The 15,218-nt window shown below is 41.8% G+C and carries 16 protein-coding genes; 6 read left to right on the forward strand and 10 right to left on the reverse strand.

The features are described 5' to 3' along the window. Positions 1-11: 11 nt before the first annotated feature. Positions 12-218 (reverse strand): helix-turn-helix domain-containing protein, encoded by a 207-nt coding sequence (locus tag OCV36_RS22120; protein ID WP_135457286.1) that lies wholly within the window; start codon positions 216-218, stop codon positions 12-14. 92 nt (positions 219-310) lie between these two features. On the opposite strand from OCV36_RS22120, the gene OCV36_RS22125 reads away from it, so the two are divergent. From OCV36_RS22125 to OCV36_RS22135, 3 genes are all read left to right on the forward strand, one after another. Then, positions 311-868 carry a hypothetical protein gene (locus OCV36_RS22125; protein WP_016795647.1) on the forward strand — a complete coding sequence of 186 codons (558 nt, stop codon included), beginning with the start codon at positions 311-313 and terminating at the stop codon, positions 866-868. A 32-nt stretch (positions 869-900) separates the two neighbouring features. After that, entirely contained in the window at positions 901-2,250 is a 1,350-nt protein-coding gene (locus OCV36_RS22130) for a DEAD/DEAH box helicase (protein ID WP_245300933.1), read from the forward strand. A gap of 189 nt (positions 2,251-2,439) precedes the next feature. Next, the gene (locus tag OCV36_RS22135; RefSeq protein WP_086712132.1) at positions 2,440-2,646 is read left to right on the forward strand and encodes an antitoxin Xre/MbcA/ParS toxin-binding domain-containing protein; all 207 of its coding nucleotides are present in this window, start codon (positions 2,440-2,442) and stop codon (positions 2,644-2,646) included. 70 nt (positions 2,647-2,716) lie between these two features. On the opposite strand, the gene OCV36_RS22140 is transcribed toward OCV36_RS22135, so the two are convergent. The 6 genes from OCV36_RS22140 to OCV36_RS22165 all read right to left on the reverse strand — a co-directional run bounded on the left by OCV36_RS22140 (position 2,717) and on the right by OCV36_RS22165 (position 9,774). Next, positions 2,717-3,709 carry a TniB family NTP-binding protein gene (locus OCV36_RS22140; RefSeq protein ID WP_135457290.1) on the reverse strand — a complete coding sequence of 331 codons (993 nt, stop codon included), beginning with the start codon at positions 3,707-3,709 and terminating at the stop codon, positions 2,717-2,719. 11 nt (positions 3,710-3,720) lie between these two features. Beyond that, positions 3,721-5,547 carry a Mu transposase C-terminal domain-containing protein gene (locus OCV36_RS22145; protein ID WP_135457292.1) on the reverse strand — a complete coding sequence of 609 codons (1,827 nt, stop codon included), beginning with the start codon at positions 5,545-5,547 and terminating at the stop codon, positions 3,721-3,723. Then, positions 5,540-6,229, reverse strand: coding sequence for a TnsA endonuclease N-terminal domain-containing protein (locus tag OCV36_RS22150; protein ID WP_102337140.1), 690 nt, complete (start codon positions 6,227-6,229; stop codon positions 5,540-5,542). The genes OCV36_RS22145 and OCV36_RS22150 overlap by 8 nt, the downstream gene beginning before the upstream one ends. A 147-nt stretch (positions 6,230-6,376) precedes the next feature. Beyond that, positions 6,377-7,420, reverse strand: coding sequence for a GMP reductase (locus OCV36_RS22155; RefSeq protein ID WP_004731658.1), 1,044 nt, complete (start codon positions 7,418-7,420; stop codon positions 6,377-6,379). A 919-nt stretch (positions 7,421-8,339) separates the two neighbouring features. Next, entirely contained in the window at positions 8,340-8,768 is a 429-nt protein-coding gene (locus OCV36_RS22160; RefSeq protein WP_135457294.1) for a PAS domain-containing protein, read from the reverse strand. A gap of 1 nt (position 8,769) precedes the next feature. Next, positions 8,770-9,774 (reverse strand): response regulator, encoded by a 1,005-nt coding sequence (locus OCV36_RS22165; RefSeq protein WP_135457296.1) that lies wholly within the window; start codon positions 9,772-9,774, stop codon positions 8,770-8,772. An 81-nt stretch (positions 9,775-9,855) separates the two neighbouring features. On the opposite strand from OCV36_RS22165, the gene OCV36_RS22170 reads away from it, so the two are divergent. After that, positions 9,856-10,074 (forward strand): hypothetical protein, encoded by a 219-nt coding sequence (locus OCV36_RS22170; protein WP_241799277.1) that lies wholly within the window; start codon positions 9,856-9,858, stop codon positions 10,072-10,074. Positions 10,075-10,101: 27 nt separating this feature from the next. Here OCV36_RS22170 and OCV36_RS22175 read toward each other — a convergent pair whose 3' ends face one another. Further along, positions 10,102-10,347 (reverse strand): hypothetical protein, encoded by a 246-nt coding sequence (locus tag OCV36_RS22175; RefSeq protein ID WP_004731665.1) that lies wholly within the window; start codon positions 10,345-10,347, stop codon positions 10,102-10,104. 225 nt (positions 10,348-10,572) lie between these two features. Here OCV36_RS22175 and OCV36_RS22180 point away from each other — a divergent pair, with 225 nt between their 5' ends. Next, positions 10,573-11,010, forward strand: coding sequence for a Spy/CpxP family protein refolding chaperone (locus tag OCV36_RS22180; RefSeq protein ID WP_017074858.1), 438 nt, complete (start codon positions 10,573-10,575; stop codon positions 11,008-11,010). A gap of 156 nt (positions 11,011-11,166) precedes the next feature. Here OCV36_RS22180 and OCV36_RS22185 read toward each other — a convergent pair whose 3' ends face one another. Continuing rightward, positions 11,167-12,519 carry an MATE family efflux transporter gene (locus OCV36_RS22185; RefSeq protein WP_135457298.1) on the reverse strand — a complete coding sequence of 451 codons (1,353 nt, stop codon included), beginning with the start codon at positions 12,517-12,519 and terminating at the stop codon, positions 11,167-11,169. A 100-nt stretch (positions 12,520-12,619) separates the two neighbouring features. Here OCV36_RS22185 and OCV36_RS22190 point away from each other — a divergent pair, with 100 nt between their 5' ends. Continuing rightward, positions 12,620-13,576, forward strand: a complete 957-nt coding sequence (locus tag OCV36_RS22190) for a LysR family transcriptional regulator (protein ID WP_135457300.1) — start codon at positions 12,620-12,622, stop codon at positions 13,574-13,576. Positions 13,577-13,704: 128 nt separating this feature from the next. Here the strand turns inward: OCV36_RS22190 and OCV36_RS22195 are convergent, their stop codons facing one another. After that, positions 13,705-15,105 (reverse strand): alpha-amylase family protein, encoded by a 1,401-nt coding sequence (locus OCV36_RS22195; RefSeq protein WP_135457302.1) that lies wholly within the window; start codon positions 15,103-15,105, stop codon positions 13,705-13,707. Positions 15,106-15,218: the final 113 nt, after the last annotated feature.

The raw sequence follows: 15,218 nt of genomic DNA on the forward strand, positions 1-15,218 counted from the left end.
AGACATGTAACTTAAGGCAATAAATCTCTCACATCACACTCAAGCACTTGTGCTAGCTGATAGGCTTTTTCGAGTGTGATGTTCACTTCTCCACGCTCAATCCTGCCAATATAACTTCGATCGATATCAGCCAACAAAGCTAGTTGGTCTTGAGAAACCTTCTTATCCCTGCGTTTTCCGCGTAATTTGGCCCCAAAGCGCTTTGCTAAGTCTTTCATTTAAAACGACTCTAAAAAACAAAAACTATCGCCTCTTGATGCATTTATTACCACGGACTATAATCCGCAAAAATTCACAAATAGATTCAACAATGAGTTCAAAAGTAAAAATTAATCAAGATATCTTTGATGCAATTAATCGATGCAATTCAAACCAGTTCAGCATTATTGAGATTAGAAGTTCGATTCAAAAAGAATCTGACCAGTATGAGAACAGTAGCGTTGCTCGACTTTTTGTAGCGAGGTCATTGGAGCGACTTCTCTCGTTAGGTGTATTACAGGCAACGGGGGAGGGTCGAAACAGAACGTTTTCAAAATCAGATAATTTTGATTCAACGCAATTTAACATTGTTCCTAGACGCAAAAAGGTCATAGCAAAAGAACAGGGACTAAAAATATCCGAATTAAATATAGCAAAAGCCCAATTAGAGGTTGAACGACAAGACATAACTGCGCAGCTCACAGTAACTCTTGCTGAGATTGATGAATACCAAAGCCTTATGCGACGCTTCAATTCCTTACAACCATTCATACAACCGAGTTACCAAGAAGCAACTAACAAGTCGGCAAAGCTAATGGCTCAATTGAATGTGTGGACAAACACTATATCTCTAATTAATCAAAATACTGGTGGTAAAAAAGAATGTTAAGGCGTTGGCAATCAGAGTGTATTGGAAACGCAATGGCCCACTACATTCAAGGAAACAAACATTTTTTAGCACAAGCCACACCAGGTGCAGGCAAAACATTTATGGCCGCCAATCTAGCTAAAGGCTTATTTGAACGCTCTATGATCGATTTCGTTATCTGCTTTTCTCCATCAAAGACTGTGTCATCGAGTATACAAAGTAACTTCTCCGAAACACTACAAGATGAAATGGATGGAAAGTTTGGCTCTCTAGGTACATCTATCACTTACCAATCAATAACACACCTAGATGACAAGTTCTGGAATAGGCTTTTAAAATATCGTGTACTTTGTGTTTTTGATGAAATACATCACTGCGGTGGTGATAATAATGAGAACAGCAATGTCTGGGGCCAACTGATTCTATGCAAGATTAAGAAAGTAGCCACTTATACACTCGCTTTAACTGGTACACCTTGGCGTTCAAATTTGACCCCCGTTGTACTCTCGTCATACAGCGATCCTGAGGGGACGATTGTATGTGATTATCAATACACACTAGCGCAAGCTGTCCAAGACGGCGTTTGCCGTAAACCAACGATTACGCTTATTGATTGTGATAAATCCACGATTAAGTTAGATAATCATATTGAATCATTTAACTCATTCAATGAGCTTATATCTGAGAGTGAAATTAACTACTCTACTATTCTCAACAACAAACCTGCTTTGATTCATATTTTGGGAACAGCCGTTACTCGCTTGAAGAAAATTCGAAGTCAATCCCCATATGCCGGAGGCTTAATCGTAGCTACATCTGTCAATCACGCCATAGAAATAGCTTCACTACTCAAAAATACATTCAATCAAACAACCACGATAGTCACATACAAAAATGATGACTCCCAAGTCAGAATTAAACAATTTAGAACCGACTACACCGAGTGGATTGTGAGTGTTGGTATGGTCAGTGAGGGCACAGATATTCCGAGACTCCAAGTATGTTGCCATCTGAGCAACATAAAGACCGAACTCTACTTTCGCCAAATCCTTGGTCGTATACTCCGTATGACTTCATGCCCGAACCAAGAAGCATGGCTATATACTTTTGCCGCCCCAAAACTCATCGAATTTGCAGAAGAAGTTGAACGAGATATTCCAGATAGCTGTCGTTATTTGAGGAGGCCTCAGAAAAAACCAAATCAAGCACTAGAACACATAGCTACAAATTCAAATCTCCCCCTTAGTGATAATGGAGACAATACCGATACTGTCTCCATCAATTTCTCTGGACGAATTGATCAGAGTGGTAGCACAGAATCGGAAAGCAACTCTGCCGAGATCGCGGACCTAACACTGACAAGCTTTAAACAACGAGTAATTGAAGCTTTCCAATATCTTTGATCCAGTTTGGTTAAATCTTATAAGTGACACGTCGAATTTTCAGCGAATCAACCCTCCACAATCTGACTTTTAGCCACTTCTTGTTTAGACCATTGTTATTTATCAGTTCGCCTAATCATTATTTGGCCTACTTTTCTTAATGTAGTATTGTGTATTACACTTACTACATCCATTTAGGTGGAGTTTAAGGTGAATAAAGAAACGAAAAAGAATTTTGATAGAGTATTTCAGGAAGCACTAGCGCTGTTTGGAAGTGAAGAAGCTACTCATTACTGGCTTAAACACCCAGTTAGAGGACTAAGTAACAAACGGCCAATTGACATGCTTTCAACAACTGAAGACACTCAAGTCGTAATTAGTTTAATCGGTCGTTTAGAGCACGGAGTGTTTTCGTGACCTTTTGTAGTAGGTTTTGCCCAGAAAATAAGGACAACGCTCCTTAAGTAGTGTTGTGAACACCATTACATTACTCAAACATGTTCCCACCATTAAGCTTACTTTTTGATCTTGAATTAATGTTTTTCAGATAATCCTCCCATCCAATATCCTTTGGTGGAGGACGCAACATTTCCTCCGTCACCTTGACTCCGTTTTCAAAAGGGTTTTTCCATGTGTAGGGCTTGTTACTACATGTGAGCTCAGCAGAAAAAACTAGATCTTCATAAATAATCGTGGCCCGATGATTATCAATGGCATTAACCGATGCTTGATAGATGAGGTTTCTCAGCGAACGCATATTACCTTCAGAAAAAGCATATAGTTTTTTCTGAAGGTTTTTCTCTGCTAACCCAGCCTCTTTGACAAAAGGTAATAATTTATCAAGATTTTCCAGAAATTTTTTGAATACACCTTCACCACCTTGATAGCTAAATGGGCGGAGTTCACACTGAATTGAGAATCGTCCATGCAGTTGTGAGTTTGCTTTCAATACAACCTTAGAATACGGCATACCAAAAAGAACAATTGGGCACTTCGTTCTATTGAGTATCATTTTGAGCCAATTGCCTACTTGTGTAAGAATGCGATTTGACCTCTCTTCAACTAAGTGCTGAAATTCATCAATAATGATCAACTTAACACCAGCCAAAGGTATCAAGTCAGTCAGTTTTTTCGTCAACCTAGCCAGATCAGTATCATAAAGCGCTAATGGGTCACCCATTTCAAGCAACAACTCTCTTGCTGCATCAATAGGCTTCGCATTGTCTGGTAATTCGATATGCAGAACAGGAACTATCTCTCCTCGCACTTTAGAATCCCGATTATTTTGACTTAAATATTTTTTGATAACCGTCGTCTTGCCTACTCCCGATGCACCAAAGACCATCATACAAGTTGGCTCGGATTCAAAATCTGACAAATCCCTACATCTATCCATATAGCCCAAAATTTTCGTAACACTCGGCGTTGATACAAATGCTCTTTTGGCTTTTGAGATGCGCGCTTCTCGAGTTTCATTCATCTAATGATTTCTCAAACATAACCAATATCCCAATCTTCATTATCTACAATTACAATTTCTTCTTCGTCTTTCTGGGGTGGGACTAGCTTAGTATTGCTGATGCTCTTTGCTCTTGCGCTATTTTCCTGATGCCTAGCTCCACGCCTCCGGGATCTAATTTTCCTTGTTTCAAGAATTGAACGATCAGCAATTTCTTCAATTTTGATCTCTGCATCGATTTCCTTATCTTCGTCATATTCTGCTGAATTTAATTCTGCTGAATTTAATTCTGCTAGATACTTAATATTGTATTTATGCTGCCACAGAGAAACTCTACTAGCATATTCATAATCTATAGCATTAACCGTGAAGTATTCGTTCACATCTTCATCTAACACCCAAATGACCGCCATACACTCTGGATTATATTTGAACTGCACTTTATGATTCCCTTTCTTACCCCTGTACCCAGCTAAACGTTCACTGCTGTATGTCAGTCCTTTGTAGACGGTTACACCTGCTTTGGTTAGTTGTTTGCTATCAACAATAGCGAATTTAAAGTCCAACTCATCTTTAGAACCAGAAAACTCTTCAGGTTCCCATTCTTGGCACCCATTTCGCCAAGCGATATTCGGACAATTAGTGCCTCTCTGGTTAGAGTCTTTATGATAAATATCTACTAACCAAATTAAGTAAATTTCTTGAATTTCATCTAGTGTAAGAGTAGCTTCACCCACTGAATCATAACCCTCTCTCTGAAGGTATTGACTAAAAGCTTTCCCTGGTAAATCGTCTAATAGAGAAGTATTGATCGTCCCGTATTTACGTTCGACATCAGGCTTATTGTCAGGCACTTCGACTCTGTTTTGATGAACATTGATCAACAGTGACTCACATGCTTTATCAAAGGCTTTAGACAAAAATTCTTTACCATTATCAGTTACGAGCAAGTCAGGGATACCGTAACATAGCCATTCATTTTCAATTGATTCATATGAAGACAATAAGTCATCTTTGCGTTGTATTGCATTTTTTAGGGCTAACGATACCGATACGTAACTGGGTGGCTCAAAACCTAAATAAAAACCAATTACGGCTTTACTATAACAATCTACTAACTGCGTGAGCCAAGGTCTTCCTAAAGTAACTCGATGTACTGGGTGTACCGCAAATATATCAACCATTGTATGGTCTATTTCCACCCGCTCTAATACGGCCGAGGTTGTTATCTTCTTTCCCATACGGCGGAATTCTCTTTTAGCAACTCGTTCGCCTTTCTTTGCTGCTAATACTTCGAAGGGAGTTTTCTTTTTAACCCGTATTCTTACAGACTCGTATTTAGGGTATGGATACTTTGTACCGTGCGTTAAGTTATATTGTCGAACTTTACGCTTAACTCGCCTGTGTGCCGAGCTGATATTGATCTTTCGACCAGAAATAACTCTTTCAACTGCTTGTTCTATTATCGAATCAACAATTGGTGAAACTTTAGCCCCCCTATTTCCTCTACTTTTAAAGTCAGGAGCTAAACTAACCGGGTTATAACCGGAGGCTCTGAAAACTAACCACCACCTGTATATTGATATCGCACTTGGAATATTTTTGTCGTGTAACCGTTGCAGTGCGACGCGATATGGTTCGATTGTCTTGGGAGTGATTTTTTCGCACTTACCAGCTAAAAAACGAAGAATGCTTAGACGAAAAGTAATCTGATTGGCTATATTTTCAGGAAATGCGGATATATCTTGATATGTTGCTTCATCGACATCGTTGGAATTAACGACTCTATCATTCTGCTCAAGTTTTTCTTGCTGAAGTGCTGACTTCCTATGAAAACTTGAAAATGATTTCTTAGGCATAACAACCCAATTCAAATTCAGACTCAAGTGATAGTGGGGTCTCTAAGCTCGTCTGGAGGAGGTTCCGAGAGAGTAAATCACACAGGAATGGTAATATTTTTCTTCCATTTAAGCCGAGGTGATGCCCTAAACTCTTTGCTGTTTGCGTACCATTCCGTTTCAAAGTAGTAAGGAGAATTTGATGGAAGTCGTTCAAGTTATCTCTTGAGGCATATCTATGCAAAAGCTTAAGGTTGTTAAATATGACCTCATCCAGTATTTCTTCCTCTACAACCAGCTCTAGATCTAACCCTATCTCAAACGCACCTTGAACTTTTGCTTCCCATTCACAATGAAACTCCTCTTTTGAACTTTCCTTGTCGGACTTTACCTCGTACAACTTATATTCACCGGTATCAAATTGAACTAGAAAGTCTGGAACATAAGTATGGGTCTTACCATTTAGGCTGTATGAAAATCTTATCGGTTGAGAACAAAAGCGAACGATACTAGGTTCGAAATCAAAATGATAACAAGCGGCACATTCTAAAAAAGATTCTACCGTGACTCTTTTTCCCATCTTAGCACTGACGTAACGGTGTATGTTTTTTCCACGTGATTTAGTTAAGTTTCTAGCAGGAGTGTCAAACGCAGTTTCAAGTTCAAGCAGGGTGGCTATAGAAAGGAAAGGTAGAGCAGACATAATATTGCCTCTTCACGATTTTGTCGTAAACTTACACAAGTTTAGACCATGAAGAGGCAATATCAAATTATGGCTGTACCAAAAATCAATATATGGTTGTAAATATCAATTTATGGATGTTTCAACATTAAACAAGTGTTTTAAACGTTACTCTTTACCGAATACGTTGTTCTCTTGCTCTTGTACACGGATGAAAGTCGTGCGCTTAGTTAGCTCTTTAAGCTTTGCTGCGCCTACGTATGTACAAGTTGAACGTACACCACCAAGGATGTCAGAAATCGTGTAATGAACTGAACCACGGTATGGAAGTAAAACAGTTTTACCTTCTGCTGCACGGTACTTAGCAACACCACCTGAGTGCTTGTCCATAGCCGACTGTGAAGACATGCCGTAGAACTTCATGTATTGCTTACCGTCTTGCTCAACTACTTCACCGCCTGACTCCGAGTGACCAGCTAGCATGCCGCCTAGCATTACGAAGTCAGCACCGCCGCCGAACGCTTTAGATACGTCACCCGCACATGAACAACCACCGTCACCGATGATCATGCCGCCAAGGCCGTGTGCTGCGTCGCCACACTCAATGATTGCAGAAAGTTGAGGGTAACCTACGCCTGTTTTAACACGTGTAGTACAAACAGAACCAGGGCCGATACCAACCTTAACAATGTCTGCGCCAGCTAGGATTAGCTCTTCAACCATGTCACCCGTTACAACGTTACCCGCAGAGATAACTTTAGTCGGGAATTCAGCACGTACTTTCTGTACGAACTCAACAAGGTGCTCTGAATAACCGTTAGCGATATCAATACAGATAAATACAAACTCTTCGCTAAGCGCCATGATCTTCTTAACTTTCTCGAACTCAGCTTCAGACGTACCTGTTGATACAAAAACGTTGTTCAGAGTTTTCTTGTCTGCTGTTTTAGCAAACTCAGCCCACTGCTCTACTGTGTAGTGCTTGTGTACTGCAGTCATAACACCGTGCTCTGCTAGAGCGGCTGCCATTTCAAAGCTTGCTACCGAATCCATGTTCGCTGCAATTACTGGAGTACCAGACCATTGACGACCGCTATGCTTGAATGTAAAATCGCGGGTTAATTCAACTTGAGAACGGCTTTTAAGGGTAGAACGCTTCGGACGGAAGAGTACATCTTTGAAACCTAACTTAAGTTCTTGTTCGATACGCATGGTGTTTTCCTTGATTCATAAAATTATGTGTCTCTCGCGAAATGCGTAGTAAAACCGTTGGCAGACGAGTTTACTTTTCTTCGGACACAAAAAAACCGGAGCGTTGGCAGACGCTCCGGTTTTCAGCATTATAGGTCGCGATTTACTAACAGCAAGTCTGATATTTCAGTTTTTTTTATGCTATCCTCTCGAAGATTCCATATCTGCTAAAACCTCTCTAACTCTACTTTTCAACTAAATCCTTACTAATTAACTACTTAGGCATACCTTCACGCAAACACTGTCGCTTTATTGCGCAATCGTTTTCCTCGAAATCACATGTCACAATCCACTCATAATGTAGATTTGTGACCAAAGTCGTTCGAAATCACATAAAAATCACACTTTTCTTCAACAAAAAAATGCCCTTTTTTCCTAAATAAATTCGATTTTTTCCCAAATTTTCTTTGTTCTCGACCAAATTCGGCAATCTCATGACCTTCTCAGTTCGCCCCAACTAGGAAAAGCACTGTGCAATGGGTTCGATCTAGAGGTCAAGATTCACTTAGTTTGGACAATCCAGTACTCACTCTCTATTAAACAACCCCTTCAAGTCGAAGTTTTATAAAGATGAGATTTATAAACCAGTAATATTAGCATTCGAAAACACACAGCTTTCTAACCGAGTAACTCATAATATCGAGATCATTCAGTAAAAATTATTGGATAAAAGGATGTTGCTAACACCAGAAGCGGAGTAACTGAGTATGCTTGTAGTGATCTAAATTCAAGAATTGAAGGTTAGAAAACCAACCTGAAGAATAAAAAGCAAAAAAATGGCTAAGGTGATTAACCTTAGCCATTTTTATTCGATGATTAGACTGATGCTACTACGCACATAGAAAAGTGCTGTTTGGCACAAAGAACAGTGCTAGCGCTTTTAAGAAACCAAGGCTTCTGCAGTCGCATCTTGAATAGACAAGAACAATGAGGTGACCTGCCCTGTTGGCGAGCGCATCGGGTTGAGCGTTACGTTCTGGTACATGAAATCGGCTTGTTGAGTCACGGGTCTAACGTTACGACACTTGAACAAGTAAGGCCTTTGCTGCCATGTAATGAAGCTGCGGCAGCCTAGATCGTAGACTGGCTTGGTTTTGAGCCTAAACCACTCTTCAGGGATCTCAGGGAACAGTTCAAAGATAGACTTACCAATAGCATCATGCGATTGCTTGCCACTATGGTGCGTCATGAAGCCGTTCCAAACTTGCACCTGAAAATCACGATTGATGACCACCAGCCCCATATCGACGTTTTGAACCATGTCCACCATCCAGTGGAACTGTTCAAATTCAGCAGGAAGATTCAGCATATTAAAACTCCTCCATCAGGTAGGCCAATTTGTTATCTAGAAGAGGCAGAGACTCATCAACGAACATAAACAGCAGGTCACAACGGATAGAAGTGCCATCAATGTTGTAGCTGACTTCAAAGGTCATGGTCTTTTTGAACGAGCCGCTGGTATTTTCAATCACCGAATCAATCGAGATGTGTTGACCTAGAAGCACAGGAGAACTCTGGAAAAAACGGACTTCTGATTGCTCCCCTAACCCATTCAAGAATGAACCCACCAAAATGTTCGACACATCCATCAGTAATTCTAGTTCTTCTAGCTGCTCACTTTCGGTGGGTACCTTCATGAGCTTTTTAAGGTCGCTAACGCTGGAATCACTCAGTAATACTAGTGCTTCACCTGCAATACCTTCACCACTAAAGCCTTGGCAAACACCAGATACTTGGTCGTTATCAGCTAGGTCGCGAAGTGCCATGTGCAATTCACTCACTTCAAAGATGTTGACGTTTGGAAGTGGTAAATGAACAAATACATTAAAGTGACGAGCTAGAGCATCAGCAGCACGGCCTATCGCTACGTTCGCCACTTCCATATAGATATCGCGTCTGCGCAATATTGGAAGTTCGAGAGCGGTTGGAGTATACAGTTGAGGCTGTTTTGGCGGCTCAACATGCTCACGTAAAATAGCTTTTAGCGCTTCTTTATCGATCGGTTTTTGCAAAAACGCTTTAGCACCAAGGTCCATGACCTTCTGCTGCGCTTTTGGTTGTATGTCACCCGAAACAACAACAACAGGCGTGGTATCGCCCAAGCGTAGCATCTCTTCCAATGTGCCATAGCCGTCTAATTCCGGCATGGTGAGGTCGAGGAACATCAATTTAAATTGGTTTTGAGCTAACTCTTCAAGTGCATTAAGCCCATGAACAGCAAAAGTTATATCTGCATTTAGAGAACTAGGCAGTGATCGAGCCATCTGCTTCCTTGCTAACGCAGAATCATCACATATAAGAACTGGGAACGACATAAATGCACCACCGACAAATTAAAGCTAATTCGGACGAGTGTAACAGAACATTATGGTATCAGGTACGGGGTGAATGGATTTATGTGTAGATTATTAGTAAGAATGATGGAACAAGCAGGTAAGCTATTATCTGGCATTATTCTTCATGAAAAACAATATGCTACAAAGGTAATAACCGTTCGTCATTATAGAGTAATAGCACTTTTTTATGGAACAACAGCACTAGTTTATGAAATGGCAGCCTTAATAAGTGACTTTATTAAGGCTCGGTTTGCTCATTCATTTATCGGCTTTATGTAGCCATGATAAGAGACGCAGTGTGAAGAACTAGAACTGGTACGAAGGCCATAAGATCAGTAAAGCGAAACGAATGACCACAGCAAACACCAATAAAGCGATACCCAAACGATACCATTTGTATTCCGCGATACTCATTGGGATACGCTTATAAAACATCGTAATCACGCCCTTCCAATCACTACTGCGTCTTCCGTACTGCATCATGCTAGTCAAAACAAACAGTGCGCCAAGCACTAACATTCCTTTTTCAGCCCAGAACAATCCAACTTCCATTTGTACATTCCTTGATAAGACATTTAGCAACTCAATTCATTCTAGTCACCTTTGCGCTCGGTTTCTGTAAGACCAAGGTCTAACTCGTTCTGTGCTATCTGGACGTACCTATCTGGACGCTCCTAGTTGAACGTAACTAGCTGCGCGAACTTAACTGAACAGCGTGTTCATATCGAGTTCAGCTTCGCCACTTATACTCATGCTTCCACTAACAGGAGAAACTCAATGAAATCACTGAAAAAGTCGCTTTGTGTATTAGCTGCTTCAGCTTTACTCGTTACCGCTCCGTTTGTGAGTGCTTCTTCACCACAACAACCGCCTCAGCCAGCAATGAGCCCACTACAAATGGTCATTGCTTCTTTAAATCTAACCGAAGAGCAGCAAGCTGAAGTGTTCTCTCTTGTTGAAGATTATCAATCCGATAGAACTGAGATTGATATGGATAACGCGATAGAACTTAAGAAAAAACAGATCAGCCTTGTCACTCAACCTGAGTTTGATGAAGCCGAGATGGAAAAGGTTATCGACACTGTTCAGGCAACAGAGAAAACGCTAGTGATGCAAGAGATGCGCCTGAAGAACAACATTTATAATGTGCTAACCAATGAGCAGAAAGAGCAATTCAAAACAATGATGAAGTCCGTGTTGTCTGGTAACAAGTAGACGTCACTCTTTGCCTTGATAGCGATAAGTTGATCCTTGCCCGCAGATACATGTCGCATACAAACATAAGACCGAATCAGAAAAATGAGAACAAAAAAAGCCGCAGTCGTTACGATGACTGCGGCTTTTTATTGCTCAGTATGTGTCTTTACCAGCTCACGTGTAAGCTTGATTCGACAAATCTGGAGACTGATTGTTCTTTTGAATCACGCGCATCAGTTGGATAAGCAGCAAAATACCGGTCACACCTAAGCCCACACCGATCCCGCCCCAAATCCCCGCCAGTTGGAATTGTGGCATCAAATACCAAGCTGCAGGCAGGCCAAATACCCAATAACCGATTGCAGTCATTACGGTTGGCATCGAGACAATCTTCATGCCTCTCAGCAAATTAATCGCCAACAATTGCCAAGCATCAACAATAAAGCAAAGAGCGACCACCCAAATAACAGAAGCCAGTAATGAAGTCATCGCGCCTGTTCCATCATCCAGTTTGAAGATAGAAGCGATCATTTCTGGCCAGATGATGAACACGGCAGATAACACCACACTCAAAACTGAAACCAAGATAAAGCTTTGAATCGACGTTCGCTTGATTCCTTCATAGTTACCCGCACCGAAATCACGACCAACCAAAATAGCGGCAGCTTGTGAAAAACCGAAATTAAAGTTCCAAGTAAAACTTAGGCATTGAAGCAAGATTTGATGCAGTGCCAACGAGGCAATACTGATCGTCCCCGCCATTAAAGTGCCGCCGTAAATAAGCCCATGCTCAAGCAACGCGGCTAACCCGATAGGTAAACCCATCATTAGCAAAGGGCTCATCAACTTAATTGAGTACTCTTCGGTATTTAACCAAGGAGCGAATTGTTTGAACTCATCACGCTTGAACACCCAAACCGTGTATCCAACCATCACGATAAATGCCGCGATAGCCGTACCTAAGCCAAGCCCCGCTAATCCCATATCTAATTGGAAGGTTAGGAGGTAGCTCACTGGCACATTCAGAATCACGGTGATGATAGACATCACTAGAATGGATCGCACGTTACCAAACGCACTGGTTAAGCCACGAAGCACCAACAATATAAGCGAAGGCAGCATCACCCATTTCAGAGCATGCACGTATTCCATGGCTAAAGTGATCACTTCTTGTGGCTGTTTGGCCGCATCTAATACCAGTGGCGCAAACCAGAAGCTTGCCATCAAGCTGACACTAAGTACGAATGCCAACATAATTGCGCCTTTAACAGCCAACCTAATTTGGGTATTACCAAACTCTGGGCGTGCAACTCGCTGACCATAAGCAATAGCAATTAAGTTCGCGACACAGCCAACGGTACTGCTGGCAATAATAAAAATGAAAAAGTAAATAGAAGCACCTAATCCACCAGCCGCAAGCGCCGACACACTAATACGCGACATCATCCAAACATCAGTCAGGACGAGTGCCATAGATATCAGCTGTGAAATGATCAAAGGGAATGCTAGTGCGAGTATTTTTTTCATGAGCGCCTCAAGTTATTTCGGCCAAAATACGATCGATGAGGCTGGTGTTCAATTGATAAATTTGCGACTCTAGCATTCCATAAACTCATGCGAACGAATTATGACCCCATATCCGAGCTTGCCATCCTCACATAATGGCTTAAAAGCCTTCGAAGCTGTAGCAAGGCTAATGAGCTTTACGTTAGCCGCCGATGAGCTTCACGTAACACAGAGTGCGATCAGCCGTCAGATAAAGCAGCTTGAAGATGAGCTCAGCGCATCACTGGTTGTTCGCAAACACAGAGCAATTGAACTCACACCTCAAGGGCATGATTTATATAAAGTATTGCGTGAGAGCTATGGCAATATCGAAGCGGTGATGGCGTCTTGGAAAGATCCCACGCAAAAGCGAATCGTTATTAAAGCAACCTTGAGCTTTGCCACCCGTGTACTGATATCTAAAGTGCGAGAGCTGAATGAACGCTACTCGGATTATGAGATAGTGATTGTTCCTGTGATAGAAGAAGATGAAGCGATCAATAGCAGTGAGTATGACCTACTGATCTTTCACACTCGTTTCGAAAAACGTTATGACAATGCACCAGATATTACCTTCTTACGTGAAGAGTTTATGGCTCCAGTGTGTTCCACGAACATAATTACTGAAGACACCGATTTAACTTCCATTTTAACAATGCCTCGCATTCACCCAACACTCGACCACCATGACTGGAAGGCTTGGCTTGCAGATGTAGAGTCCCCTCCAAAGAAGTCCGTCAGGAATACCAGTTTCTTATCGTTAGATATGGCACTCAGTGCGTGTTTATCGGGCGAAGGTGTGACGGTTACGGATTTGCTTTTGGTTTTACAAGAACTGCAACGCGGCTTTTTGTATTGTCCAGAGCACGCCAAGCTCCAGCACAGTGCTTGGACGTATTACACTCACCAGCGTACTCTTGCTCCCGTTATAGACGATCTTATTGATTGGCTTAGAGGAGAAACAGCAAAAGAGATCGAATTACTAAAGCAACTTGCGCTGCAATACCATTGGTCTGGCGTGATTAAAGACCTGGATTAGCTAAAGAAATAGTAAGTAAAAACCTCAAACCAAAACACAAATAAGCCGCAGTCTTTGCTGCGGCTTATGCTTTCTGAGCGGTCGTGTTTAGCTTTTATTCGGTCTCCCTAGAAAACTGAACACTACAACTACAACTTAAACATACGTGCGCTGCGTGGTGGTAAATTGAAGGTATGGTAGCGAGAAGAAATGGTTTCTGTAGCGCTGCTTAATACGTCTTTGTATTGAACATTCCAGTTGAACTCATGTTGGTAGGTATCAACAGTAACCCCGCGGGTTTCACCGCACTTGTTGATACCCACAACCCCTTCTTTGCCACGCTTGAATAGCAAAGTACATTGGTCGCTCGAAATCATCGTCATCGATTTACCTTGCATCGCGTTATGGAAGCTCAACATGCTCTTCATCGTTGAACTATTCCATACATTGCCCCAACGACCATTATCTTTGTCTTCAGAGTCCGGAAGATCATCGCTGTAGATCAACGGTGTACCACCATCTTTGCCAAGGATATAAGCGTAAGCGAGTTGCTCATCTTGTGGATCCATGATTTGGTAACGGAAGCCGTCATTGGTTGGAATATCATGCGTGATCGCGAAGGTGATCGAGCGATTGTCATCCAGTGCTTGGCCGTACGCTTTAGGATTGTGTAGTTGGTTCAAACCTCCGTTCATAGAGAAGGCCGAGCGAATAGAAGCAAACAACGGGAAATCGTACGCAGAGTGATTGGTATTGTTTAGGTATGGCGCTAAAAACGACTCATAGCCACTGTTCCCTGCTCCACCACTGGTAATCACCTCACCAAACACATGCATGTTCGAGGTAATCTCAGACGTAAATACTTGATCGATTTGGTACTGACTCATGTGTTTTACGGCATCAATACGGAAGCCTTTGACTCCCATATCTTTTAGGGCTTTTAAATATAGACGTTGCTGTGAAACCACCCAATTGTTTGGATCCAAATCTGGAAGACCAACATCACCATCTGCACCACATAAACGCCAATACTGAACGTGACCAGGATCGTTCCAATCCGAAATACAGCCTGCGGGGTGGAAATCGTTAGCCGAGACAAAACCTTGCGCTAGGTTGCCAAACAGAGTCTGGTCAGCATAGTAGCTTGAACGGCTCGCATAATCGTTTAGCAATTCTGTGCCTGGGTAATCCAAGTCACTTCGCTTCCAGCTTTCATTGGCCATATGATTGAGCACCACATCGGCATACACATCAACACCGACGCTTTTTAATGCGGCGATCATTGTGGCTAGATCTTGTTTGTTCCCCAAAGGAGAATCAATGGTTCGCAAATCTTGAGGTTGATAGCGAGCCCACCATTGGGTACCGCTGGATTTCATTGCAGGCGCGACGAGTACTTTCTTGTAACCCGCTTGAGCAATCTGATTGGCGTTGGCCGTTACGTCCGAATACTTCCAGTTGAAAGCGTGCAAAATGGTATCAGCGTAGGTAACTGAACTGAAAGAACAAGCGGCAAGTGCGGATATGAGTAGGGTATTTATTGGTTTCATAGAACATATCTCTCATTATAAATTCACAAGAATGATATGAGTGAAAGTGATAATTAAAATGATCGATAAATCAGAGTTGAATTAGCGTCACCTTCTGTTGGTGTCGATTTTAT

This window comes from Vibrio echinoideorum, assembly GCF_024347455.1.
Taxonomy (GTDB): Bacteria; Pseudomonadota; Gammaproteobacteria; order Enterobacterales; family Vibrionaceae; genus Vibrio; species Vibrio echinoideorum.